General features: G+C 65.2%; 23 protein-coding genes. 17 read left to right on the forward strand and 6 right to left on the reverse strand.

Going from position 1 to position 22515, the window contains the following annotated elements; genetic code table 11:
* Positions 1-4: 4 nt before the first annotated feature.
* Entirely contained in the window at positions 5-805 is an 801-nt protein-coding gene (gene ubiE, locus WJU21_RS10235) for a bifunctional demethylmenaquinone methyltransferase/2-methoxy-6-polyprenyl-1,4-benzoquinol methylase UbiE (RefSeq protein ID WP_346323308.1), read from the reverse strand.
* Between the two features lie 56 nt (positions 806-861).
* Between ubiE and mutM the strand changes: the two genes are divergently transcribed.
* From mutM to WJU21_RS10290, 11 genes are all read left to right on the forward strand, one after another.
* Positions 862-1704, forward strand: a complete 843-nt coding sequence (gene mutM / locus WJU21_RS10240) for a bifunctional DNA-formamidopyrimidine glycosylase/DNA-(apurinic or apyrimidinic site) lyase (protein WP_346323309.1) — start codon at positions 862-864, stop codon at positions 1702-1704.
* Between the two features lie 85 nt (positions 1705-1789).
* Positions 1790-2566: an enoyl-CoA hydratase gene (locus WJU21_RS10245; protein ID WP_346323310.1), complete on the forward strand. Its 777-nt coding sequence runs from the start codon at positions 1790-1792 to the stop codon at positions 2564-2566.
* Positions 2567-2680: 114 nt separating this feature from the next.
* Entirely contained in the window at positions 2681-2947 is a 267-nt protein-coding gene (gene rpsT / locus WJU21_RS10250) for a 30S ribosomal protein S20 (RefSeq protein ID WP_346323311.1), read from the forward strand.
* 372 nt (positions 2948-3319) lie between these two features.
* The gene (locus WJU21_RS10255; RefSeq protein WP_346323312.1) at positions 3320-3739 is read left to right on the forward strand and encodes a rhodanese-like domain-containing protein; all 420 of its coding nucleotides are present in this window, start codon (positions 3320-3322) and stop codon (positions 3737-3739) included.
* A gap of 68 nt (positions 3740-3807) precedes the next feature.
* Complete coding sequence (dnaA, locus tag WJU21_RS10260) at positions 3808-5199, forward strand: chromosomal replication initiator protein DnaA (protein ID WP_346323313.1); 1392 nt, start codon at positions 3808-3810, stop codon at positions 5197-5199.
* A 218-nt stretch (positions 5200-5417) separates the two neighbouring features.
* Positions 5418-6533, forward strand: a complete 1116-nt coding sequence (gene dnaN / locus WJU21_RS10265) for a DNA polymerase III subunit beta (protein WP_346323314.1) — start codon at positions 5418-5420, stop codon at positions 6531-6533.
* 22 nt (positions 6534-6555) lie between these two features.
* The gene (gene recF, locus WJU21_RS10270) at positions 6556-7764 is read left to right on the forward strand and encodes a DNA replication/repair protein RecF (protein WP_346323315.1); all 1209 of its coding nucleotides are present in this window, start codon (positions 6556-6558) and stop codon (positions 7762-7764) included.
* The gene (gyrB, locus tag WJU21_RS10275) at positions 7757-10189 is read left to right on the forward strand and encodes a DNA topoisomerase (ATP-hydrolyzing) subunit B (RefSeq protein WP_346323316.1); all 2433 of its coding nucleotides are present in this window, start codon (positions 7757-7759) and stop codon (positions 10187-10189) included. Before recF ends, gyrB begins: the two co-directional genes overlap by 8 nt.
* Before the next feature lie 228 nt (positions 10190-10417).
* On the forward strand, positions 10418-12256 hold the full coding sequence (locus WJU21_RS10280) for a PBP1A family penicillin-binding protein (RefSeq protein ID WP_346323317.1): 1839 nt from the start codon (positions 10418-10420) through the stop codon (positions 12254-12256).
* Positions 12257-12321: 65 nt separating this feature from the next.
* Positions 12322-13314: a polysaccharide deacetylase family protein gene (locus WJU21_RS10285; protein WP_346323318.1), complete on the forward strand. Its 993-nt coding sequence runs from the start codon at positions 12322-12324 to the stop codon at positions 13312-13314.
* Between the two features lie 87 nt (positions 13315-13401).
* The gene (locus tag WJU21_RS10290; protein WP_346323319.1) at positions 13402-13977 is read left to right on the forward strand and encodes an arsinothricin resistance N-acetyltransferase ArsN1 family B; all 576 of its coding nucleotides are present in this window, start codon (positions 13402-13404) and stop codon (positions 13975-13977) included.
* A 51-nt stretch (positions 13978-14028) separates the two neighbouring features.
* On the opposite strand, the gene WJU21_RS10295 is transcribed toward WJU21_RS10290, so the two are convergent.
* The 3 genes from WJU21_RS10295 to WJU21_RS10305 all read right to left on the reverse strand — a co-directional run bounded on the left by WJU21_RS10295 (position 14029) and on the right by WJU21_RS10305 (position 16375).
* Positions 14029-14469, reverse strand: coding sequence for a YcgN family cysteine cluster protein (locus tag WJU21_RS10295; RefSeq protein ID WP_346323320.1), 441 nt, complete (start codon positions 14467-14469; stop codon positions 14029-14031).
* 8 nt (positions 14470-14477) lie between these two features.
* Complete coding sequence (gene phaZ / locus WJU21_RS10300) at positions 14478-15707, reverse strand: polyhydroxyalkanoate depolymerase (protein ID WP_346323321.1); 1230 nt, start codon at positions 15705-15707, stop codon at positions 14478-14480.
* 83 nt (positions 15708-15790) lie between these two features.
* The gene (locus WJU21_RS10305; protein WP_346323322.1) at positions 15791-16375 is read right to left on the reverse strand and encodes an SCO family protein; all 585 of its coding nucleotides are present in this window, start codon (positions 16373-16375) and stop codon (positions 15791-15793) included.
* Positions 16376-16478: 103 nt separating this feature from the next.
* On the opposite strand from WJU21_RS10305, the gene WJU21_RS10310 reads away from it, so the two are divergent.
* Together WJU21_RS10310 and WJU21_RS10315 are read left to right on the forward strand one after the other, a co-directional pair.
* On the forward strand, positions 16479-17144 hold the full coding sequence (locus WJU21_RS10310; RefSeq protein ID WP_346323323.1) for an ankyrin repeat domain-containing protein: 666 nt from the start codon (positions 16479-16481) through the stop codon (positions 17142-17144).
* Between the two features lie 8 nt (positions 17145-17152).
* The gene (locus tag WJU21_RS10315) at positions 17153-17926 is read left to right on the forward strand and encodes a metallophosphoesterase family protein (RefSeq protein WP_346323324.1); all 774 of its coding nucleotides are present in this window, start codon (positions 17153-17155) and stop codon (positions 17924-17926) included.
* A gap of 8 nt (positions 17927-17934) precedes the next feature.
* Here WJU21_RS10315 and WJU21_RS10320 read toward each other — a convergent pair whose 3' ends face one another.
* Both WJU21_RS10320 and WJU21_RS10325 read right to left on the reverse strand, forming a co-directional pair.
* Positions 17935-18102, reverse strand: coding sequence for a hypothetical protein (locus tag WJU21_RS10320; RefSeq protein ID WP_346323325.1), 168 nt, complete (start codon positions 18100-18102; stop codon positions 17935-17937).
* Between the two features lie 74 nt (positions 18103-18176).
* Entirely contained in the window at positions 18177-18764 is a 588-nt protein-coding gene (locus tag WJU21_RS10325) for a DUF924 family protein (RefSeq protein ID WP_346323326.1), read from the reverse strand.
* 96 nt (positions 18765-18860) lie between these two features.
* Between WJU21_RS10325 and WJU21_RS10330 the strand changes: the two genes are divergently transcribed.
* The 4 genes from WJU21_RS10330 to WJU21_RS10345 are packed head-to-tail and all read left to right on the forward strand — an operon-like array spanning position 18861 to position 22422.
* The gene (locus WJU21_RS10330; RefSeq protein ID WP_346323327.1) at positions 18861-20009 is read left to right on the forward strand and encodes an MlaE family lipid ABC transporter permease subunit; all 1149 of its coding nucleotides are present in this window, start codon (positions 18861-18863) and stop codon (positions 20007-20009) included.
* On the forward strand, positions 20009-20842 hold the full coding sequence (locus WJU21_RS10335) for an ABC transporter ATP-binding protein (RefSeq protein WP_346323328.1): 834 nt from the start codon (positions 20009-20011) through the stop codon (positions 20840-20842). The genes WJU21_RS10330 and WJU21_RS10335 overlap by 1 nt, the downstream gene beginning before the upstream one ends.
* Before the next feature lie 39 nt (positions 20843-20881).
* Complete coding sequence (locus WJU21_RS10340) at positions 20882-21793, forward strand: MlaD family protein (RefSeq protein WP_346323329.1); 912 nt, start codon at positions 20882-20884, stop codon at positions 21791-21793.
* Positions 21790-22422, forward strand: coding sequence for an ABC-type transport auxiliary lipoprotein family protein (locus WJU21_RS10345; protein WP_346323330.1), 633 nt, complete (start codon positions 21790-21792; stop codon positions 22420-22422). Before WJU21_RS10340 ends, WJU21_RS10345 begins: the two co-directional genes overlap by 4 nt.
* The last annotated feature ends 93 nt before the right edge of the window (positions 22423-22515 follow it).

Here is a 22515-nt window from a genome sequence, read left to right on the forward strand (position 1 = left end):
CGCGTCAGACGCGCCAGGCCGAATGAAGGGCGACGATGCCGCCCGACATGGCGCGTGCCGAGACACGGGAAAGACCCGCCTCGTCGATCATGGCGGCAAAGGTCTCCCGGTCCGGGAAGCGCCTGATGCTCTCGACAAGGTAGCGGTAGGATTCGGCGTCGCCCGCGATCAGCCGGCCCATATGCGGCACGACATTGAGGGAATAGAAGTCATAGCCCTGCTTGAGCAGCGGGACCTCGACATTCGAGAATTCGAGACACAGGAACCGTCCGCCGGGCTTCAGCACCCGCCGGGCCTCGCGCAGCGCGGCCGGGATATCGGTGACGTTGCGGATGCCGAAGGCGATGGTATAGGCGTCGTAGGAGGCGTCGGCGAAAGGCAGCGCCTCGGCGTTGCCGGCCATCCAGTCCAGATTGTCCAGCCGTCCGGCGTTCACCGCCCGGTCCCGGCCCACATTCAGCATGGCCTCGTTGATGTCGCAGACGGTGACGGCGGCTGGTGTCCGTCCCCCGGGCACGTCGCGGTTCGCCGAATCGAGGATGCGGAAGGCGATGTCGCCGGTGCCGCCCGCCACGTCGAGCAGGCGCATGCCGGGGCGCGGGTGCAGCCAGTCGATCATGGCCGACTTCCACAGCCGGTGGACGCCGCCGCTCATGGCGTCGTTCATGACGTCGTAGCGGCTCGCCACGGAATCGAACACGCCGCGCACCAGCGCGGTTTTCTCCTTGGGGCTGACCTCGCGGAAGCCGAAGCTTGCGCCGCCTTCCCCGGAAAGGGCTGTGTTTTCGCCGTGATCCTCTATCATGCGGCGCACCTTACCCCACCCGCCTGACGGCTACCAGAAACGTTGCAGCAAACGCCATGCCCGAACTGCCCGAGGTTGAAACGGTTTGCCGCGGTCTGCGCGGCGCCATGGTAGGCCGGGTCCTGACCGGCGTGACCGCCCGCCGGCCCGATCTGCGGTTTCCGCTGCCGCCCGATTTCAGCGAGCGGCTGCAGGGCCGGCGAATCGAACGAATCGACCGCCGTGCCAAATATATTGTGGTTCACCTCGACGACGGCCAGGTGCTGATCATGCATCTGGGCATGTCGGGCCGCATGAATGTGTGGGCGCCGCAGGGCAGCAGCGAGCCGCCGCCCGTCGCGGCCCACGACCACGTGATCTTCGAGGTGGGCAACGGCAGCCGCGTGGTGTTCCACGATCCGCGCCGTTTCGGCTTCATGGCGCTGACGCGGGAAGAGGCGTTGGCGGCTCATCCCTATTTCGCCCATCTGGGGCCCGAGCCCCTGGGTGACGGCTTCAGTGCGGACTATCTGTCCGGCGTGCTGGGCGGCAAGCGCACGCCGATCAAGGCCGCGCTGCTCGATCAGCGGGTGGTCGCGGGCCTGGGCAATATCTATGTCTGCGAGGCACTGCACATGTCCGGCATTTCGCCGCGCCGCCTTGCCTGTTCCGTGTCCGGCCAGCGCGCGGAAAGGCTGGTGCCCGCCATCCGGGATGTGCTCGAGCGGGCCATCGAGGCCGGCGGCTCGAGTCTGCGCGACTACGCCCAGGTGGACGGGGAACTGGGCTATTTCCAGCATTCGTGGAAGGCCTATGGACGAGAGGGCGAGGCGTGCGGACAACCGGGCTGCGCCGGGACCATCTCGCGAATCGTCCAGAGCGGCCGCTCGACGTTCTTCTGCGGCGCGCACCAGCGATAGGCGCCGCAGATTCTTGCGCGGGGCCCAAAGCTCTGCCAAAACCCTCGCCAGCCCCTGTGACGGCAAACCATTCCGGAGGATATCCATGGCTTACGAAACCATCATTTTCGAAGTGCGCGGCAAGGTTGCGCTGATCACCCTGAACCGGCCCAAGGCGCTGAATGCGCTCTGCGGCCAGCTCATGGACGAACTGACCGACGCGCTGGGCGGCATCGAGAAGAATCCGGACATCGGCTGCACCGTCATCACCGGCAGCGAGCGTGCCTTCGCCGCGGGCGCCGACATCACCGAGATGAAGGACAAGAACTACATCGACGTGTTCACCGAGGACTTCATCACCAGCAACTGGGAAACGGTCACCCGTACCCGCAAGCCGGTGATCGCCGCGGTGGCCGGCTTCGCGCTGGGCGGCGGCTGCGAACTGGCGATGATGTGCGACTTCATCATTGCCGCCGAGAGCGCCAAGTTCGGCCAGCCCGAAATCAAGCTCGGCGTCATCCCTGGCTCGGGCGGCACCCAGCGGCTGACCCGATTCGTCGGCAAGTCGAAGGCCATGGACATGTGCCTGACCGGCCGCATGATGGATGCCCAGGAGGCCGAGCGTTCGGGCCTGGTCAGCCGCATCGTGCCGAACGACCAGCTCATCGACGAGGCATTGAAGACGGCGGCGGTGATCGCCGACATGTCGCGTCCCTCGGTGATCGTCGCCAAGGAGGCGATCAACCGGGCCTACGAGACCACATTGTCGGAAGGCGTCCGATTCGAACGGCGCACCTTCCACGCCCTGTTTGCCTTCGACGACCAGAAGGAAGGCATGAGCGCGTTTGTCGAAAAGCGTCCGGCCCAGTTCAAGAACCGCTGAAACCGGCGCGCCGGGATGGCTTGCCCTCCCGGCGCGATCCAATGGTTGACGGGTACAAGTACAGGCCGTATAAGCCGCGCCCTGTTCGTGATTTAGCGTTGAGACGGAATTCAGATGGCCAATTCGCCCCAGGCGCGCAAGCGCATCCGCCAGACCGAGCGTCGCACTGACGTCAACCGCGCCCGCCGTGGTCGTATCCGCACGTACATCAAGGGCGTCGAGCTGGCCTTGGCGTCGGGCGATGCCGCTGCCGCCTCCGCGGCGCTCAAGGCCGCCGAGCCCGAGATCATGCGCGGCGTTTCAAAGGGCGTGCTCGCCAAGAACACCGCCTCCCGGAAGATCTCTCGCCTCAGCGCGCGCGTCCGCTCGCTGAAGGCCTGATCCCGACTCGGCGCCGGCCCGGACTGCGTCCGGCCGGCAACGGTTCTCCAACTATCCCTCTACCCATGCCGATCGGCCGCCACCCGCCAGAACCATATCTGGTAGGCGGCTTCATGCAATGTACATAGAGCCGTCACAAATCGGCGAGGGGTCCACGGGGGCTGTTGCCAACGCCGTGTAATTTGCTACTCTCTCCTCCAGATTCGAAGACGGGCGGATCTCTGCAAGCAACAAATGTGTAATAAAGAGGCTATTCTTGTAGCCGCTGCAGGGATTTTGTTTGTTTCTTCTTTCGTGTACAAGGTGGTGACCTGAGGCTTCTTTGGGGAATTGTCATGTTTCCAGAATGTGGATTGGGAGGATTGGTCGGGAATGTCTGAATACGCGGACGATTTGTCTCCTCAGGACGCGTGGAAACTGCTGGAATCCGAGCCTTCCGCAATTCTGGTCGATGTGCGTACGCGGGCAGAATGGAACTATGTGGGCGTGGCCGATCTGTCGCCGCTCAGTAAAAAGCCCGCTTTCATCGAATGGCAGACCTTTCCGCAGGGCCAGCGCAACGAGCGATTCGCCGATGAGGTCGACGGCCTCGGCATCGACCGCACCGCGCCTATCCTGTTCCTGTGCCGGTCCGGCGCACGCTCGGCCGCCGCGGCGCGGCTGATGACCCAGAAGGGTTATGCGCGGTGCTATAACGTTTCCGAGGGGTTCGAGGGGGATCCCGACGACGCCCGGCACCGAGGCCGGGTCAACGGCTGGAAAGCGCGTGGTCTTCCATGGACCCAGAATTGAGGCGTTCGACCGTGACCAGGGGAACCCACCGACTCGGGGGGATTGATAACGATGCGGCCAACCCGACAATGATGACTCCATGGCAGGACGCGTGGCAGGGAATTCGTGCCAAGCTGCGCGCCGAATTCGGCGACGCGACCTTCGACAGCTGGCTGAAGCCGCTTGGCGTGCTGCGGGCCGAGGGATCGAAGGTCCTGATCACCGTCCCGACACGCTTCATGTGCGATTGGGTCAAGACCCATTATCTTGGCCGCATCACCGATCATTGGCGCCAGGAAACCGGGGCGGTCATCGACGTGGAACTGGTGGTCAGCGTCCAGTCGCCGCCGCCCATCGCCATCGCCGTGGCGGCGCAGCCCGCCACGAGGCCGGCCGCTTCGCCGGTCCGGTCCAACGGCCATGGCGAGGAACCGGACGGCGGCAACGAGGATTCCTACGGCGCGCCGCTCGATTCGCGCTTCACCTTCGACAGTTTCGTCGTGGGCAAGTCCAATGAACTTGCCCATGCGGCCGCCCGCCGGGTCTCGAACAACAGCAAGGTCCAGTTCAATCCGCTGTTTCTCTACGGCGGTGTCGGCCTGGGCAAGACCCATCTGATGCACGCCATCGCCGCCGAGATTCGCGCCCGGAACCCGGAGCGCAAGGTGCTCTACATGTCGGCGGAAAAGTTCATGTACCAGTTCATCCGGGCGCTCCGCTACAAGGACACCATGGCGTTCAAGGAACAGTTCCGGTCCGTCGACGTGCTGATGATCGACGACGTCCAGTTCATCGCCAACAAGGACAGCACCCAGGAAGAGTTCTTTCACACCTTCAACGCCGTGATCGACCAGCACCGCCAGGTGGTGATCTCGGGCGACCGGTCGCCATCGGACCTGGAGGGCATCGAGGACCGCATCAAGTCGCGGCTCGGTTGGGGCCTCGTCGCCGACGTGCATCCGACCGATTACGAGCTGCGCGTCGGTATCCTGCAGTCGAAGCTGGAGGCCATGGGCCGGCCGGACATGCCGAACGAAGTGACCGAATTCCTTGCGCGCAAGATCATCTCGAATGTGCGCGAACTGGAAGGCGCCCTTAACCGGGTCACTGCCTATGCAGAGCTTGTCGGGCGTCCCGTCTCGCTGGAGATGACCCAGGAAGTGCTGCAGGACCTGATCCGCTCCAACGACCGGCGGGTATCCATCGCCGAAATCCAGCGCCACGTGGCCGAATATTTCAATGTGCGGCTGTCCGACCTGCTGTCGGCGCGCCGGGCCCGTGCCGTCGCGCGGCCGCGCCAGGTGGCGATGTATCTGGCCAAGCAGCTGACCTCGCGCAGCCTGCCGGAAATCGGCCGCAAGTTCGGGGGCCGCGACCACACCACGGTGATGCATGCCGTGCGCCGGATCGAGGAACTGCGCGAGACCGACAGCAGCCTCGATCAGGACATCGAGAACCTGCGCCGGACGCTGGAAACCTGACCCTTCCGGCCCGTCTCCAGCCAGGCGTTCCATGGGGCCAAGCGCCCCATTTTTCGTGTCTTTCCGCCCTTCCTCTGTTAAAGTCTCGGTCCGGTTGAGCGCTGTCTTCGGGGGGCGGTTTCCGGGACCGGGCGGCGGCTTTTGGGCCGTGCCGAAAAACATAAGAAGATCAGGGGCTTGTCGGCCCGCACTACAGGTTCAACCATAGCTAAGAGCCCATGAAACTCACCATTGAACGCGCGGCGCTTCTGCGGTCGCTGGGCCACGTGCAAAGCGTCGTCGAACGGCGCACGACCATCCCGATCCTGTCCAACATGCTGCTTGAGGCGGCCGACGGGCGCCTGAACCTGACGGCGACCGACCTGGACCTCGCCGTGGTGGAATCCGTCGTGGCCGACGTCAGTGCGCCCGGTGCGATCACCACGCCCGCGCACACCCTTTACGACATCGTCCGCAAGCTGCCCGACGGCTCCCAGGTGGAGCTGGAATATCGCGGCGGCGAACAGCGCCTGACGCTCAGCGCCGGCCGCTCGCGCTTCGTGCTGGCCTGCCTGCCGCGCGAGGATTTCCCGGTGATGGCCGAGGATGCGCTGCCGCACCGGTTCAGCCTGCCGGTGGGCGATCTGAAGAAGCTGATCGACAAGACCCGCTTCGCCATCAGCACCGAGGAAACGCGGTTCTACCTGAACGGCATCTACCTGCATGTGGCCGATGGCGCGGAACCCCTGCTGGTGGGCGTAGCCACCGACGGCCACCGCCTTGCGCGCGTTCGCCTGCCCATGCCGATGGGGGCCGCCGGCATGCCGGGTGTCATCGTGCCGCGCAAGACCATTCAGGAAGTCCGCAAGCTGCTCGACGAAGCCGACGGAACGGTGCAGGTCGGCCTGTCCGACAGCAAGATCCGCTTCGAATTCGCCGACGCGGTGCTGACCTCGAAGCTGATCGACGGCACGTTTCCCGACTATGTCCGCGTGATCCCGACCAACAACGACCGGCTGCTCGAGGTGGACGCCAAGCTGTTCGCCGAAGCCATCGACCGCGTGTCGACCATCTCCAGCGAGAAATCGCGGGCGGTGAAGCTGATCATCGATACCGACAAGGTAACGCTTGCCGTCAACAGTCCGGACAGCGGTTCGGCCACGGAAGAGCTGGCCGCCGGATATTCGTCCGAGGCCATGGAGATCGGCTTCAACGCGCGCTACGTGCTAGACATCATGGGGCAGGTCGAAGGCGACACGGTGCATGTGTCATTCGCCGACGCAGCCGCGCCGACCCTGGTTCAGGACGGCGGCGACGACACTGCCCTCTACGTGCTGATGCCGATGCGCGTCTGACGCGGTCGCATCCGGGAAAAGAATGCTGCAGGCCGAACAACATGCCGGGCGGGAGAACGCTCCCGAAGCGGCGGCGTTGCCGCTGGCCGTTACCCGGCTGACCCTGACCGACTTCCGCAACTATGCCGCGGAACGGATCGAGGCAGCGCCCCGCCCGGTGGTGCTGACCGGCCCCAATGGGGCGGGCAAGACCAATGTGCTCGAGGCGCTGTCCTATCTCACGCCGGGACGCGGGCTGCGCGGCGTGCGGCTGCCCGAGCTGGCAAGGATCGGCGGCGCGGGCGGCTGGTCGGTCGCGGCCCGGATCGAAACGCCGACAGGCGTGGCTGCCGTGGGTACCGGCATCGAGGGCAGGACCGCCGACGGCGACGATGACGGCGCCGCCGACGATGGGAGCGTCGAGCGCCGCGTGGTGCGGATCGATGGTGCGCCGGCCCGCGGGCCGGCGGCCCTTGCCGACCTGATCCGGGTGGTGTGGTTGACGCCGCAGATGGACCGGTTGTTCATCGAAGGCCGCTCCGATCGGCGCCGCTTCCTCGACCGGCTGGTGCTGGGCTACGACCCGGAGCACGGCAGGCGGGTTGGCGCCTATGAGCGGGTGATGCGCGAGCGGCTGAAATTGCTGCGCGACGGCGGCGGCGACGACGTCTGGTTGAGCGCGCTGGAGGGCCGCATGGCCGAGGCTACCGTCGCCATCGCGGCGGCCCGGCGCGAGGCGGTGATGCGACTGCGCGGCGCGCTTGCCGCCGGCATCGGCCCGTTCCCCCGCGCCGAGTTGACCGTACGCGGTCTGGCCGAGGATCTGCTGGGCGAGTTTGCGGCCGTTGACGTCGAAGGGCGGCTCCAGGCGCTGCTGCGCCGGAACCGGCACGCTGATCGGGATGCGAACCGGACCCAGGAAGGCGCTCACCGCGCCGACCTGGAAGTGACGCATCTGGCAAAGGGTTTGCCGGCGGGGCTGTGCTCCACCGGTGAGCAAAAGGCGCTGTTGGTGGCCGTAGTGCTGGCCGACGCGCGGCTTCAGGCGGTGCATCGCGGCGCGCCGCCATTGCTGCTGCTCGACGAGGTGGCGGCGCATCTGGACGAGGCGCGCCGGGAGGCGCTGTTCGACGAGATTCTGGCGCTCGGCTGCCAGGCCTGGATGACAGGCACGGACCGGGCGCTGTTCGAAAGACTGACGGGCAAGGCGCTGTTCCTCGGCGTCGCCCAAGGCAAGGTGAACAATGGCTAACGATGACATTCAGCCGAACGACGGTTCCGACTACGGCGCGGATTCCATCAAGGTGCTGCGCGGCCTCGATGCCGTGCGCAAGCGCCCGGGCATGTATATCGGCGATACCGAAGACGGATCGGGGTTGCACCACCTGGTGTTCGAGGTGACGGACAACGCCATCGATGAATCGCTGGCCGGCTATTGCGACGATATCCGCGTGGTGCTGCATCCGGATGGCAGCCTTTCGGTGACCGACAACGGTCGCGGCATCCCGACCGATATCCATCACGAGGAAGGCGTCTCCGCGGCCCAGGTCATCATGACCCAGCTCCATGCCGGCGGTAAGTTCGACCAGAATTCCTACAAGGTGTCGGGCGGCCTGCACGGCGTCGGCGTATCGGTGGTGAACGCCCTGTCCGAATGGCTCGAGCTGCGGATCTGGCGGAACGGCCAGGAATTCTACATGCGCTTTCACCACGGCGAGCCGCAGGAAGACCTGGCGCCGGTCGGCCCATCGGATGGCAAGACCGGAACCCAGGTGCGCTTCCTGCCGTCGGGCGAGACCTTCCCGCAGATCGTGTTCGACTACGACACACTGGAGCACCGGCTGCGCGAGTTGGCGTTCCTCAACTCCGGTGTGCGTATCAATCTGTTCGACCAGCGCCACGCCGAACACAAGCATGTGGAGCTGTTCTACGAAGGCGGCGTCTCGGCCTTCGTCAGCTATCTGGACCGTAACAAGACCGCGCTGCACTCGCCGCCGGTGGTGGTCACCGGTGAACGCGACGGCATCATCGTGGAAGCCTCGCTGCAGTGGAACGACAGCTATCACGAGAACGTGCTGTGCTTCACCAACAACATTCCGCAGCGTGACGGCGGCACCCATCTGGCCGGTTTCCGCGCGGCGCTGACGCGCACCGTCAACGGCTATGCCAACGAGCAGATGGGCGCCAAGCGGGACAAGGTGCCGCTGACCGGCGACGACGCCCGCGAGGGTCTCACCTGCGTGCTGTCGGTGAAGGTGCCCGATCCCAAGTTCTCGTCCCAGACCAAGGACAAGCTTGTCTCGTCCGAGGTGCGCCCCGTGGTCGAGAGCCTGATCAACGAGAAGCTCAATCAGTGGCTGGAGGAGCATCCCTCCGACGCCAGGATCATCGTCGGCAAGGTGATGGAAGCCGCGCTTGCCCGCGAGGCGGCGCGCAAGGCCCGCGAGATGACCCGCCGCAAGGGCGCGCTCGACGTGGCCAATCTGCCCGGCAAGCTGGCCGATTGCCAGGAACGTGATCCGGCGCTGTCCGAACTCTTCATCGTCGAGGGCGATTCGGCCGGCGGCTCGGCCAAGCAGGGCCGCGACCGTGGCCGCCAGGCCGTACTGCCGCTGCGCGGCAAGATTCTCAATGTGGAGCGGGCCCGGTTCGACCGCATGCTCGGTTCGCAGGAAATCGGCACGCTGATCACGGCGCTCGGCACGGGCATCGGCCGCGACGACTTCAACCTGGACAAGCTGCGCTACCACAAGGTCATCATCATGACCGATGCCGACGTGGACGGTGCCCATATCCGGACCCTGCTGTTGACCTTCTTCTACCGGCAGATGCCGCAGCTGATCGACCGCGGGCATCTCTATATCGCTCAGCCGCCGCTCTACAAGGTGAGTCGCGGCAAGTCCGAGGTCTATCTCAAGGACACGCCGGCGCTGGATCTCTATCTGATCGAGACCGGTATCCGCGACATGGTGCTTTCGCTGCATGACGGCGCCCAGCGCGCGGGCGAGGATCTGCGGGCCCTGGTGCTGCGCGCCTCGCGCGTACAGTCGCTGCTGGAAAGCCTGCCCGGCCGCTATTCGCGTCCATTGCTCGAGCAGCTGGCGATCGCCGGCGCGCTGAATCGCGACCTGTTGACCGATGACGCGCTGGCGGTCCGGCTCGCCGACCAGGTGGCGGCGCGCATGAACGCCCTGTCGCCGGAAACCGAACGCGGCTGGATCGGCGGCACGGTGGACCATGGCGGGCTGTCGTTCTCCCGCGAGTTGCGCGGCGTGAAGGAAGAACATGTGATCGACGCCGCATTGATGGATTCCGCCGAGGCGCGGGCGCTCGATGCCATGGCGAACGAGCTGCATCAGGCCTACGTGCAATCGGCCACGCTGCGCTACCGCGAGGAAGTGGTGACGATTTCGTCGCCGCTCGAGCTGTTCCGCGCGGTGATCGTCCTGGGGCGCAAGGGGATTTCGGTACAGCGCTACAAGGGACTGGGCGAGATGAACGCCAGCCAGCTCTGGGAGACCACGCTCGACCCGGATGCCCGCACCCTGATGCAGGTCAAGGTCAGCCATGGCGACACCGCCGATGAGATGTTCTCGAAGCTGATGGGCGATGTGGTCGAGCCGCGCCGCGAATTCATCCAGGCCAACGCGCTCCAGGTCGCCAATCTGGATATCTGACGGGGGTTGCGGGAACCTGTTACGCGCCGGCAACAATATTTTGTATCTGGCCCCATGTGCCACTTCCGAGGGGTGAGCCGCATTCTATATTCACTGAAAGTTTCGCAGGAACGCGCCCGAAGGATACCGAGACAGGCGACATGCAGCTTGGCACCCAGCCGCCCTCTTTCCGTCACCATTCCCTTGCATAAGCTGCCCCGGCATTCGTGCCGGACAGTCCGCTGATCCATGGCAAAATCGAAAAAACCCGATCCACCGCGCAAGACCCCACCGAAGAAACCGGCGCCGCCGCGCAAGGGCGGTAGCTGGAAGCGTACCCTGCTGGCCTGGCTGCTGGCAGCGGGCGCCGGTGTCGCCGGTATCCTGCTGCTGATCGTTGTCTGGTGGGTCGTCGACCTGCCCGATGTCGACAAGACCCTGGCGCAGAAGCGCCCGCCCGCGGTCACCATCCTGGATCGCCATGGCGCCCAGATCACCGCCTATGGCGGCGTGGGCGGTGAATGGGTGCCGCGCAAGCGCATGCCGGTAAACCTGATCAAGGCAGTACTGGCGATCGAGGACCGGCGCTTCTACAGCCATGAAGGCGTGGATTTCTGGGGTGTGGTGCGGGCCGTGGTGGTCAATATTCGCACCGGCGATGTCAGGCAGGGCGGCTCGACGCTCACCCAGCAGCTCGCCAAGAACCTGTTTCTGACTCCGGACAAGACGATCAAGCGCAAGGTCCAGGAGGCCTTGCTGGCCTATTCGCTGGAGCGCCGCCTCACCAAGGACGAGCTGCTCGAGCAATATCTCAACCGGGTGTATTTCGGTGCCGGCGCTTATGGCGTCGAAGCCGCGTCGCGCCGCTATTTCGCCAAGGAAGTGCAGGATATCAGCCTGTCCGAGGCGGCCATGCTGGCGGGCCTGCTGAAGGCGCCGTCACGGTACTCGCCGCTCAACGACACCGGTATGGCGGCCGCGCGTACCGGCCAGGTGCTCGATGCCATGGTCGCCGCCGGCTACCTCACCGAGACCCGCCGCCGCGATATCGCCATGCCCAGGATCGCCTCGCGCGCCGCCGGCGACAGCGCCCGCTACTTCACCGATTGGGTGATGACCGAATTGCCGCAATATGTGGGCGAACCCACGAGCGACCTGACCGTCCGGACCACATTCGAGCCGGGCCTGCAGTTCTCGGCGCAGCAGGCCCTGACCAGCGGGCTGGAAAAGGCCGGCGCCGACGGCAAGGTCAACCAGGGCGCCGTGGTGGTGATGACGCCGTCGGGCGAGGTCCGCGCCATGGTGGGCGGACGCGACTACCAGCAGAGCGAGTTCAACCGGGCGGTGCGCGCCCTTCGCCAGCCAGGGTCGGCATTCAAGCTGTTTGTCTATCTGGCCGGATTCGAGGCGGGCTACGACCCCAATTCGGTGATGCGCGATTCGCCGGTGATCCTCGATGGCTGGCAGCCGGGGAACTACAACGGGGAGTTTCGCGGACCGGTCACGCTGCGCACGGCGTTCGCCGATTCGATCAACACCGTGGCGGTCAAGCTTGCCAACGCCGCCGACCAGTCGACAGTGGTGGAGGCGGCGCGGCGCCTCGGCATCACCACGCCGCTCAGCACCTTGCCCAGCGTCTCGCTCGGCGTCACGGAAGTGCGGCTGATCGAGCTGACCGGTGCCTATGCGACCATCGCCAACGGCGGCTACGAAGCCCGGCCCTACGCTATTCTCGAAGTACGCGATGCCGACGGCGACAAGGTCTACAAGCGCAAGGAAAGCCGGGAACGGGTCGTTGCCCCGCAGCAGGTCGAGCAACTCGACGATTTGATGCGCGCCGTGGTGTCGTACGGGACCGGCGGCAACGCCCGGCTGTCCAATCACGTGGCCGCCGGCAAGACCGGGACCAGCCAGGAATGGCGCAACGCCTGGTTCGTCGGCTACACCGACAAATACGTGGCGGGCGTCTGGCTGGGCAACGACGACAATTCGCCCATGAACCATGTGGCCGGCGGCGGCATGCCCGCCCGGATCTGGCGGGACCTGATGGTCCGTGCCGACCAGGTGAAGCGCAGCAGCGCCGACTGACCCGGTTGCACGGCCCGCGCAGATAACCGAAAGTGCGAACGTCCCAACGGTTGCCGGGCGAGGCGATGACGGATTTCGAGCGCTGCGTTCTCAGGCTGCCGGCAACGGCGGCGCCCGCTCTGATGGTTGTCATCGATACCGAGGAGGAGTTCGACTGGAGCAGACCCTTCGCCCGGTCCGGCTATTCGCTGGAGGCTCTTGCCGAACTGGGCCGCGCCCAGGAACTGTTCGAGGAATTCGGCATCGTGCCGGTCTATGCGGTCGATTATCCGGTCGCCGACAACCCTGACCGGACGGAAGCCCTGCGCGGCTGGGTCGCCGCAGGCCGGGCCGTGCTAGCCGCCCAGCTGCATGGCTGGGTAACGCCGCCCTTCGACGAGCCGGTCAGCCGGACAAACTCCTATCAGGGCAATTTGCCGCCGGCGCTGGAGCGCGCCAAGCTGGAGGCGCTCGTCGCCCGCGTCACCGACAGCTTCGGCATACAGCCGGTGATTCACAAGGCTGGGCGCTATGGCATCGGCCCGGCCACGCCCGGAATCATCGCCGACCTGGGCTTCGAAATCGACCTCAGCATCTGCCCGAGCTTCGACGGCCGCCGCGATGGTGGACCCGACCACACGCGCTATCTGGCCGATCCATTCCGCTTTGGACCGGGCGGCAGGCTGCTGGAACTGCCGTCGACCGCCGGCTATTGCGGCATGCTGTCGCCCATCGGCAACCCGTTGCATGGCGTGGTCGCCTCGGCCCCGCTGGAGCGGGCGCGTCTCAAGGCGGCGTTTTCCCGGCTGGGCCTGCTCGAGCGCATCCGGCTGTCGCCTGAAGGGCACCCGCTGTCGGACCTGAAGCGCCTGACCCGCAAGCTCCTGGTCAACGGTACGCGGGTGCTCACCTTCAGCTTTCATAGCCCGTCGCTGCGGCCCGGCTGCACGCCCTATGTGAAGGACGAATCCGATCGGGCCCGATTGCTTCGCACCTGCCGGGACTATTTCCAGTTCTTCAGGGACGAGCTTGGCGGCCGGTTCGCGACACCCCTCGAGGTGCGGGACGCGCTCAGCTAGAATTTCCGGATATCACGACCAGTAGCGCCGGCTACCGGTCGAGCCTCAGGGCTCTGCTCTACCGAGGCAAGCGGAAGGGGACACGCGGTGATTCAGATTCGGGTGGCCAGGAGCACTGACGGCGCGGCGTGCGCGGCGATCTACCGGCCCATCGTCGAGGAGACCTGGATCGCCTTCGAGACCGAGGCGCCCTCGCCGGTTGAAATGAGCCGGCGCATCGCGGCGACGCTGCCGCGCTTCCCGTGGCTTGTCGCCGTCGATGGCGACTTTGTCCTCGGCTATGCCTATGCGGGCGCGCACCGCGACCGTGCCGCCTACCGCTGGTCGGTGGATGTCACGGCCTATCTGGCGGAAGGCGCCCGCCGCAAGGGACTGGGCAGGCGCCTTTACACGGTTCTGTTCGATCTGCTGCGCCGACAGGGCTTCCGGTCGGCGTTCGCAGGCATTGCCCTCCCCAATGCCGCGAGCACGGGCCTCCATGAGGCGATGGGCTTCGAGGCGATCGGTGTCTATGCGGACGTTGGCTACAAGAAGGGCGACTGGCGTGACGTCGGCTGGTGGCGGCTGGGCCTGAATACGCGGCAGGGCAAGCCGGCGGAACCGATGGCGTTTGCTGACCTTCGCAGGGATGCGGCCTTCAGCAGCTGGCTGGGAGAACGCTGATTCCGGTGAGGGCGTTGTTGATCGGCGCGCCCGAAATCACCGACCGCGCGCCTACAGTTCCCAGTCCACCAGGTGCATGAACAGGTCGTCGGCGTCGCGCTCCGAGATCACCTTGCCGCGCACCGAGATGCCGGCCTGGTGCACCGAGTCCGGATCGCCCGAGACCAGTGGATGCCACCATTCCAGATCCTTGCCCTCGGCGAGCCGCCGGTAGGCGCAGCTTCGCGGCATCCAGTGGAAAATCGTCACGTTTTCGGGCGTCAACACCTGGCAGTCGGGCACCAGCCGCTTGCGGTCGGCATATTTGGTGCAGCTGCAGGAGTCGGTGTCCAGCAGCCGGCAGCAGACATTGGTCTGGGCGATCTCGCCGGTATCCTCGTCTTCCAGCTTGTGCAGGCAGCAGCGGGCGCAGCCGTCGCACAGCGATTCCCATTGCGACCGGCTCATCTCGGCCATGGGCGTGGTCTTCCAGAACGGCAGGGAATCGCTCATGCGCTTGCTCAGGATGCGGGTTGGTCGAATGCGCGGATGAAGTCGCGCACCCTCGGCGCGATTTCGGTGTGCCAGCGCTTGCCGTTGAACACGCCGTAATGGCCCACCTTCGGCTGGATGTAGTCGCGCTGCATGGATTCGGGCAGGTTGATGCACAGCGGATGGGTGGCCTGGGTCTGACCCGGGCCGGAAATGTCGTCATTCTCGCCCTCGACCGTCAACAGCGCCGTCTTGCGGATCGCCTCGGGCCTCACCAGCCGGTCGCGGTGCACCATCATGCCGCGCGGCAGCAGGTGCTCCTGGAACACCACCCGGATGGTCTGCAGATAATATTCTGCGGGCAGGTCCATCACTGCCATGTACTCCTCGTAGAATTCCCGGTGTTTCTGGGCGTTGTCGCCATCGCCGTCCACGAGATGGTTGTAATAGTTGACGTGGGATTCCACGTGCCGGTCCCAGTTCATGGCGAGGAAACCGGTCAGCTGCAGGAAGCCGGGATAGACCTCGCGCATGAAGCCGGGCGCCGTCGGCGGCACTCTGGTGATCATCTTCTGCTCGAACCACTCGTAAGTCCGCTCCTTGGCCAGCCTGTTCGGCGCGGTCGGACTCTTGCGGGTGTCGATGGGGCCGCCCATCAGGGTCATGGACGACGGCACGCAGGGGTCGTCGTCCTGCGACATCAGCGCCACCGCCGCGAACACCGGCACGGCCGGCTGGCAGACGGCCATCACATGGGTATTCGGACCCAGCAGCCGCAGATAGTCGCGGACGTAGTCGATGTAGTCGTCCAGGTCGAAGCGGCCTTCGCTCAACGGTACGTCACGGGCGTTGCGCCAGTCGGTGATATAGATATCGTGATCGGGCAGCAGGGATTCGACCGTGCCGCGCAGCAGGGTGGCGTAATGGCCCGACAGCGGCGCGACGATCAGCAGCCGCGGGTCGCCGGTGCGGCCTTCGCGGGCGAAGTGCCTGAGCTGGCAAAAGGCCCGGCGGCCGACGATCTCCTCGGTCACCGGCACGTCCACCCCGTCGATGACCGTATGGTGCAGCCCGAAACTGGGCTTGTCGAACCGGCGGGTGGCTTCCTCGAACACGGTGAGGGCGGCGGACATGGCCTTACCCGTCCAGGTCTGCGACCATGGATTGAGCGGATTGGAGAGCACGTACTGTCCGGCTTCCGCCATCAGCCGCGCAGGCTGCAGGGCGATGCGGCGCAGTTCGTGGGTGTGATAGAGCATGGCGTGTCCGCTGTACTGTTTCGGATATATGAATCTGAAACGATTTCAGGAATATGCAACCATCCGGCGGGAGCGCCGTCCGGCTAGAGCAGTTCCTGCATCGCCTTGGCCATGTCGGCGGCGGATGAGCCGGCATCGAAGTGGCGGATATATTTGCCGTCGCAGTCCATCAGATAGACGTAGCCGGAATGATTCATCATGTAGGCTTCCGGCGCGTCGGGCGGCACGTCCTTGGAATAGAACACCCGGTAGGCGCCTGCCGCCTTGGCGATCTGCTCGGCGGTCCCGGTCAGTCCGATGAAGGACAGATGGAAGCTTTTCAGGTACCTGCCCATCACCGCCTGCGTATCGCGCTCCGGGTCGATGGTGATGAACACGGGCGTGAACTTGTCCGCATCCTCGCCCAGCATGTCGAGCGCGCCGCTGATCGCCTGCAATTCGGTGGGGCAGATGTCCGGACAGAAGGTGAAGCCGAAATAGACCACCCGGTACTTGCCCTTCAGCGTCTCGTCGGTCACCGCCCGGCCGGTCTGGTCGGCCAACTCGAATGCGCCGCCGATGGGCACGGCGGCATCGCCCTTGCCCCGGCATCCGGAGTCGCCGCATCCGGAAAGCGGAACGGCGCCGGCAAGCAGCAGGGCGAATGCAACGGGGATCAGAAGGCGCATGAGGCCGGGTTTCCAAGCAGGTCGGGTTGGTTTAGGGTCGGCGCTTGTCGAGGCTTGCGCCCTATATATAGGGTGCAGCGCCAACACGGAAGGATGATGGGTAATGATGGAATATTGGGGGCGCCTGGGCGGCAGGCTCATGATCGCGGTCGCCGTGCTCTGCCTGTCGGCAGGCGCCGCGCAAGCGCAGATGACGCCGGACGCCGAGTTCATCCGCAGCATTCGCAAGCACGATTACGGCAAGGTCCTCCCCTATCTGGTCAATGGCGGCAACCCGAACGGCCGTGAATATGACAGTACGCCGGCACTGGTGGTCGCGGTGGAGATCGGCGACCCCAGCCTGGTCAAGACGCTGCTGGAGTACAAGGCCAACCCGGACCTGTTCAACCGGTCCACCGGCGAGACGGCGCTGATGCGCGCCGCGACCCAGAAGCAGCTCACCTCCGCCCAGTTGCTGGTCTATTACAACGCCGATCTCGACGCGCCGGACAAGCAGGGTGAAACCGCTTTGATCAAGGCGGTGCGGGCCAAATCCGAGGATATCGTCGCGCTGCTGGTCAGCGCCGGCGCCGACGTGACCCTGGCCGACTACACCGGCATGACGCCGTCCGACCACGCGAGGCGCATCGGCAATCAGCGCATCGTCAAGATCGTGGAGACGCCGCCGGCCGCCCCGGCGACGGTGTCGGCGCCGGCCACGCCGGCCATCGACCTGCCGCCTACCGTTCCCGACGAGAAGCCGGCCGCCGCGCCGCGTCCGCCCAAATAGGGGCGGCCTTGTTCGGGCTGTTCAGAAAACGGCGCAAGTTCTGCCAGGTCCCGGACCGGACATGTGTCTACGCCATCGGCGACATTCACGGGCGCCGGGACCTTCTCGATGAGGTGATCGGGCGGATCGAAAACCATGCGGCGCGCTATGTGGGCTTCCGCAAGGTGCTGGTCACCCTCGGCGACTATGTGGACCGGGGCGCCGACAGCAAGGGCGTTATCGACCGGTTGCTGGCGCCGCCGGCGGGATTCGAATCGGTCTGCCTTCTGGGCAATCACGAAGACCTGATGTTGCGGTTTCTCAGCCAGCCGGCCGATGGCGGAGTCTGGTTCCAGAATGGCGGCGAGGCGACCATGGCAAGCTATGGAGTGCCGGTTGACGGTTGGGACGTGGACCGGGCCAAGGAATTGCGCGACGCACTGGCCGGGGCGCTGCCGCCGGCCCATCTGGCCTTCCTGCGCGGGCTGGAGATGCAGCACACCGAAGGCGACTATCTGTTCGTGCATGCGGGGGTGAAGCCCGGCGTGCCGCTGCGCCGGCAGGATCCCGAAGACCTGATCTGGATCCGGGACGAGTTCCTGCGATCGACCCGGGATCATGGCAAGGTCGTGGTGCACGGACATTCGGTCGCATTCAAGCCGGAGGAATTCCCCTCGTCCGACCGCCCCAGCCGCATTGGGATCGACACCGGCGCCTATGCAACCGAGCAACTTACCTGCCTGGCGCTGGTGGGCGCCATGCGATCATGGATCCAGACCGAGCAGGATGCGCGGTTCGCCTGAGCGGCGGTTCAGTGGTGATCGTGGCCGTGCGAGGCGTCGCCGTCGGTCGTCCACTTGTCTGCCATGGCCTTGTGCTGCTTCATCCACTTGGCGAACAGGTAGGACATGCCGGCCATCACCACGAAGGTGAAGAGCATGAAGGCAATGAGCAGCGGCAGCTGATCGGGATTGTTCATCGTCGGGACTCCTGAAGGCTTTTCCCGGTTTATATCTCCGGCCTCTCCGGCGGCCAAGCGGTTTCGGGCGCCGGTCAGCCCTTCGTGCCGAAGGTTTCGCCGCCGCCGGCGAGCCATGCGGCCTCCTCCGGCGTGCTTTCACGGCCCAATATGGCGTTGCGGTGCGGGAAGCGGCCAAACCGGTCGATGATCTCCCGATGCAGCTCGGCATAATGCTGGCCAGTCGGGTCGTTCACCGTCCGGAAGAGCGCCACCGAACGGGCCTGGGCTTCGCGGTCCTCGGCGTGCTCGAACGGCAGGTAGAAGAACTTGCGCCACACGCCGGGCATCCGCTGGTCGAAGCCGCGGGCGATCGCCTCCTCGGCGACAGCCATGGCCCGGCCATCCGTCGCGAAAGCGCGGGGCTGGCCACGAAACATGTTGCGTGGAAACTGATCAAGCACCACAACCAGCGCGAGTGCGCCCTCGGGCGAATTCATCCAGCCGTCGAGGTCGCCCCGCGCGGCGCTTTCGAGGGTGTCCAGGAATTGTTCTCTAATGGTGTCGTCAAATGCACGGTCGGGGGCGAACCATGCCTTGAGATCGCGGCCATCGGGGTGATATTGATCCGGGCGGCTCTCGGGCGCGAACCAGAATTCAAGAACGTCATTTGCGGTTGTCACGAGTCCAACACCTTGCCGGCCGAATAGTGGACCATCGGCGACGTTGCCAAATGTCTGCCAAGTCGTTGATACTACAAATTGCGATCGGGAGGGTATATGGGGCAGAGCGCGACCATCGGCAACCAGCCGTGGATTTCGCAGGATCGATCTGACGGCGGCGCCACGCTACAGGCAGGCGGCGCGTGGGTCGTCACAAACTCGCCCCCGCTGTTCGAATCCCTCAAGACGTTGAGTTTCCGCAAGGACGAGCCCATCTTCGTCGACCTTGGCCGGCTCGAGCGGCTCGACACCGCGGGCGCCTGGCTCCTGTACCGCACAGTGCGCGACCTTCGTGCCGCAGGGCACGACGTGGAATACCGGGGCGGCACGGAAGACCAGATGTCGCTGATCGAACAGGCGACCGCCAACGATGCGCTATGCCTGATCGAGGAGCGTGAGCCGAACGTCGTCATCCGGATGCTGGAAGATATCGGCGCCTCGGTCTTGCGGGTCGGTGGCCAGGCGACGGCGTCGCTGGCCTTTGTCGGGCTGCTGATCGAGACGCTGTGGCGCTATACCACGATTCCGCGCCGTTTCCGGCTGACCGCGACAATCAAGCAGATGGAACTGATCGGCCTCAATGCCATGCCGATCGTCGGCCTGATCTCGTTCCTGATCGGAATCGTCATCGCCTATCAGGGCGCTTACCAGCTCCGGTTGTTCGGCGCCGAGATATTCACCGTCAATCTGGTGGTGACCGCGGTGCTGCGCGAGTTCGGCATCCTCCTGTCGGCGATCATCATCGCCGGCCGCTCCGGCAGCGCGTTCACGGCCGAGATCGGCTCGATGAAGATCAACGAGGAAATCGACGCGATGGACACGCTGGCCATCTCGCCGATGGACACGCTGGTGGTGCCTCGCTTCATCGCCCTCGTCATCATGATGCCGCTGCTGACCTTCTATGCCGACATTGTCGGCCTGCTGGGCGGTGCGCTGATCGGCTGGATGTCCCTGGGTATCGAGCCCATGCAGTTCCTCGAGCGCACCCACGACGTCATCATGGGATGGGACCTTGGCGTGGGCCTGATCAAGGCGCCCATCTTCGGCGCCCTGATCGCGCTCATCGGCTGCTACGAAGGCCTCGCGACCAAGGGCAGCGCTGAAAGCGTCGGCCATCACACCACCAAGTCGGTGGTGGAATCGATCTTCATGATCATCGTGCTCGACGCGTTCTTCGCCATCTTCTTCACGACGATCGGTGTGTAATGGCCGCTGAAGACCTGGAACGGCTGGGACAGCAGTCACCGGAGGATGCGCGGCAGTCCACGCTGAAGGACGTGGCCATCGCCATTCGCGGACTCGAGGTTGGCTTCGGCGGGGATCCGATCATCAAGGATCTGGATCTGGACATCTATCGCGGCGAGGTCATCGGCATTGTCGGCGGCTCCGGCACCGGCAAGTCGGTGCTGATGCGCACCGTTATCGGCCTCAACAAGGCGCAGGCGGGATCGGTCTGGGCTTTTGGCGAGGATTTCCTGACGCTGTCTTTCTTCGAGCAGCGGCGCATAGAGAAACGCTGGGGCGTGCTGTTCCAGCAGGGCGCCCTGTTCAGCGCGCTCACCGTCGCCCAGAATGTCCAGGTGCCCATGCGCGAGCATGTACTGGGCATGCAGCAGGAGTTGATGGACGAGATCGCCTCCATGAAGCTGTCCATGGTGGGCCTGCCGCCCGATGCGGCGCCCAAGCTGCCGTCCGAGCTGTCGGGCGGCATGAAGAAGCGGGCCGGCATCGCACGCGCCATCGCGCTTGATCCCGAGATCCTGTTCCTCGACGAGCCGACCGCGGGCCTCGATCCCATCGGGGCGGCGGCGTTCGACGATCTCATCGCCCATCTGCGCAATACGCTGGGTCTTACCGTGGTGATGATCACCCACGACCTTGACTCGCTCGTTACGGTCTGCGACCGGATTGCAGTGCTGGCGGACAAACGTGTTAAACTCGTGGGAACGATCGACGATATGCTGGAAAGCGATCATCCCTGGATTCGCGAGTACTTTCATGGCCCGCGTTCCCGGGCCGCGGGCGTCGGAAAAAGATAGGCCAACGAAAAAATGGAAACCCGCGCACATCACGTCCTTATGGGTGCCGTTGTCCTGGCGCTGTCGATCGGCTTGGTCGCGTTCTTCTTCTGGGCGGCGAAGGCAGACTTCAACAAGGACTATGATCACTTCAATGTCTACTTCGATACGCCGGTTACCGGTCTCGCCAAAGCCGGCGAAGTACGCTTCAACGGCCTGCTGGTCGGCGAGGTGCGCGATATCTCGGTGGATCCGGTCAAGACCAGCCGCATCAAGGTGACGATCCGGGTCTTCTCCAACACGCCGGTCACCACCGATACGGTTGCGACCCTGGAAGTGATGGGATTTACCGGCGTCTCCTTCGTGCAGCTGATCAACGAAGACAAGGACAACAAGCCGGGGCAGAAGCTGGTCACGCCGGAAGGCGAGGAATATCCCGTTATTCCGTCGCGCATCACCGGCCTGCAGGGCGTGTTCCGGACTGCGCCGGAAGTGCTTGCCTCGGCAATCCGCGCGCTCGATCAGGCCGCCAAGCTGATCAGCGACGACAACATCACCAAGGTCTCGTCGATCCTGGGCAACCTGCAGAGCGTCACCGGGGCCGTCGCCGAGAACAATGCCGACATCAAGCAGGCGATCATCCAGGCGCGCGAGGCGATGGAGCGGATCAACGGCCTTGCCGGCAACCTGGAAGACCTGTCCGCCAACGATCTTCCCGCCGCGCTGGCTGACTTCCGCCAGACGGCGAAGAACTTCGAGCAGCTGAGCAAGAACCTGGACGCCATGGTCAGCGAGAACCGCCCGGCGATCTCCAATTTCGCCTCGACCGCGCTGCCCGAGATCGGCCAGTTCGCAATCGAAGCGAGACGTGCCGCCGCCTCGCTCAACCGCGTGCTCGAGAAATTCGAGGACAGCCCCACCGATTTCATCTTCCCGCCAAAGACGCCCCAGATCGAGGCACCCAAACCATGACGCCGATGCGCAACACGGGCCGCCTGGCGGCCATCGTCCTGATCACCGCGCTGCTGGGCGCCTGCGGCGGGCTTATCGAACTGCCCAACGACGGCCCGGCGCCCGGCCTCTACAATCTGACGGCGCCCGAGACCATCGACGCCAAGGGGACCGCCTCGCTGCTGCTGATCGAGGATCCGACCACGGTCAACGGCCTCGACACCACGCTGATCGCACGGCGGTCGTCGCCCAACGAGCTTCAGTTCTTCGGCGGCGCCCGCTGGGCCGGCCGGCCCACCGTGATGATCCAGAACGTCATGGTCGAATCGTTCGAACGGGCGGGCCAGACGGTCACCCAGGCAAGGGGCGGTGCGGTTGCGCCTGCCGGCTTCGAGCTGCAGGTGCAGATTCGCGATTTCCAGGCCGAATACTTCCAGGGCGCGACGACGCCGCAGGTGAAGGTGCGCCTGGCGTTGACCCTCGTCAGGCTGGGGCCGATCGGCGTCGCCGGGCAGCATGTCGTCGAGGCCAAGGTCCGGGCAACCTCGCCCGATATCGACGCCATCATCGCCGCCTTCGACCAGGCGGTGCATGACGCGCTGGCGGAAAGCGTCCAGTGGACGACAGGCGAGATTGCCGGGGCCCGGTAGGGCCATGTGCAATCTTTGACGCGGCACCTGCCCGTGCTAGGCTTGGCGCCAGCGGGGAGCAGATGATCCGGAACCAATGACGCCCGGGTGCGT

The organism is Emcibacter sp. SYSU 3D8 (assembly GCF_039655875.1).
Taxonomy (GTDB): Bacteria; Pseudomonadota; Alphaproteobacteria; order SMXS01; family SMXS01; genus RI-34.

Bases quoted from the DNA above. Each gene is read 5' to 3' on its own strand.
- ubiE (WP_346323308.1), bottom strand. From the start codon at position 805: ATGATAGAGGATCACGGCGAAAACACAGCCCTTTCCGGGGAAGGCGGC.
- mutM (WP_346323309.1), top strand. From the start codon at position 862: ATGCCCGAACTGCCCGAGGTTGAAACGGTTTGCCGCGGTCTGCGCGGC.
- WJU21_RS10245 (WP_346323310.1), top strand. From the start codon at position 1,790: ATGGCTTACGAAACCATCATTTTCGAAGTGCGCGGCAAGGTTGCGCTG.
- rpsT (WP_346323311.1), top strand. From the start codon at position 2,681: ATGGCCAATTCGCCCCAGGCGCGCAAGCGCATCCGCCAGACCGAGCGT.
- WJU21_RS10255 (WP_346323312.1), top strand. From the start codon at position 3,320: ATGTCTGAATACGCGGACGATTTGTCTCCTCAGGACGCGTGGAAACTG.
- dnaA (WP_346323313.1), top strand. From the start codon at position 3,808: ATGATGACTCCATGGCAGGACGCGTGGCAGGGAATTCGTGCCAAGCTG.
- dnaN (WP_346323314.1), top strand. From the start codon at position 5,418: ATGAAACTCACCATTGAACGCGCGGCGCTTCTGCGGTCGCTGGGCCAC.
- recF (WP_346323315.1), top strand. From the start codon at position 6,556: ATGCTGCAGGCCGAACAACATGCCGGGCGGGAGAACGCTCCCGAAGCG.
- gyrB (WP_346323316.1), top strand. From the start codon at position 7,757: ATGGCTAACGATGACATTCAGCCGAACGACGGTTCCGACTACGGCGCG.
- WJU21_RS10280 (WP_346323317.1), top strand. From the start codon at position 10,418: ATGGCAAAATCGAAAAAACCCGATCCACCGCGCAAGACCCCACCGAAG.
- WJU21_RS10285 (WP_346323318.1), top strand. From the start codon at position 12,322: ATGACGGATTTCGAGCGCTGCGTTCTCAGGCTGCCGGCAACGGCGGCG.
- WJU21_RS10295 (WP_346323320.1), bottom strand. From the start codon at position 14,469: ATGAGCGATTCCCTGCCGTTCTGGAAGACCACGCCCATGGCCGAGATG.
- phaZ (WP_346323321.1), bottom strand. From the start codon at position 15,707: ATGCTCTATCACACCCACGAACTGCGCCGCATCGCCCTGCAGCCTGCG.
- WJU21_RS10305 (WP_346323322.1), bottom strand. From the start codon at position 16,375: ATGCGCCTTCTGATCCCCGTTGCATTCGCCCTGCTGCTTGCCGGCGCC.
- WJU21_RS10310 (WP_346323323.1), top strand. From the start codon at position 16,479: ATGATGGAATATTGGGGGCGCCTGGGCGGCAGGCTCATGATCGCGGTC.
- WJU21_RS10320 (WP_346323325.1), bottom strand. From the start codon at position 18,102: ATGAACAATCCCGATCAGCTGCCGCTGCTCATTGCCTTCATGCTCTTC.
- WJU21_RS10330 (WP_346323327.1), top strand. From the start codon at position 18,861: ATGGGGCAGAGCGCGACCATCGGCAACCAGCCGTGGATTTCGCAGGAT.
- WJU21_RS10335 (WP_346323328.1), top strand. From the start codon at position 20,009: ATGGCCGCTGAAGACCTGGAACGGCTGGGACAGCAGTCACCGGAGGAT.
- WJU21_RS10340 (WP_346323329.1), top strand. From the start codon at position 20,882: ATGGGTGCCGTTGTCCTGGCGCTGTCGATCGGCTTGGTCGCGTTCTTC.
- WJU21_RS10345 (WP_346323330.1), top strand. From the start codon at position 21,790: ATGACGCCGATGCGCAACACGGGCCGCCTGGCGGCCATCGTCCTGATC.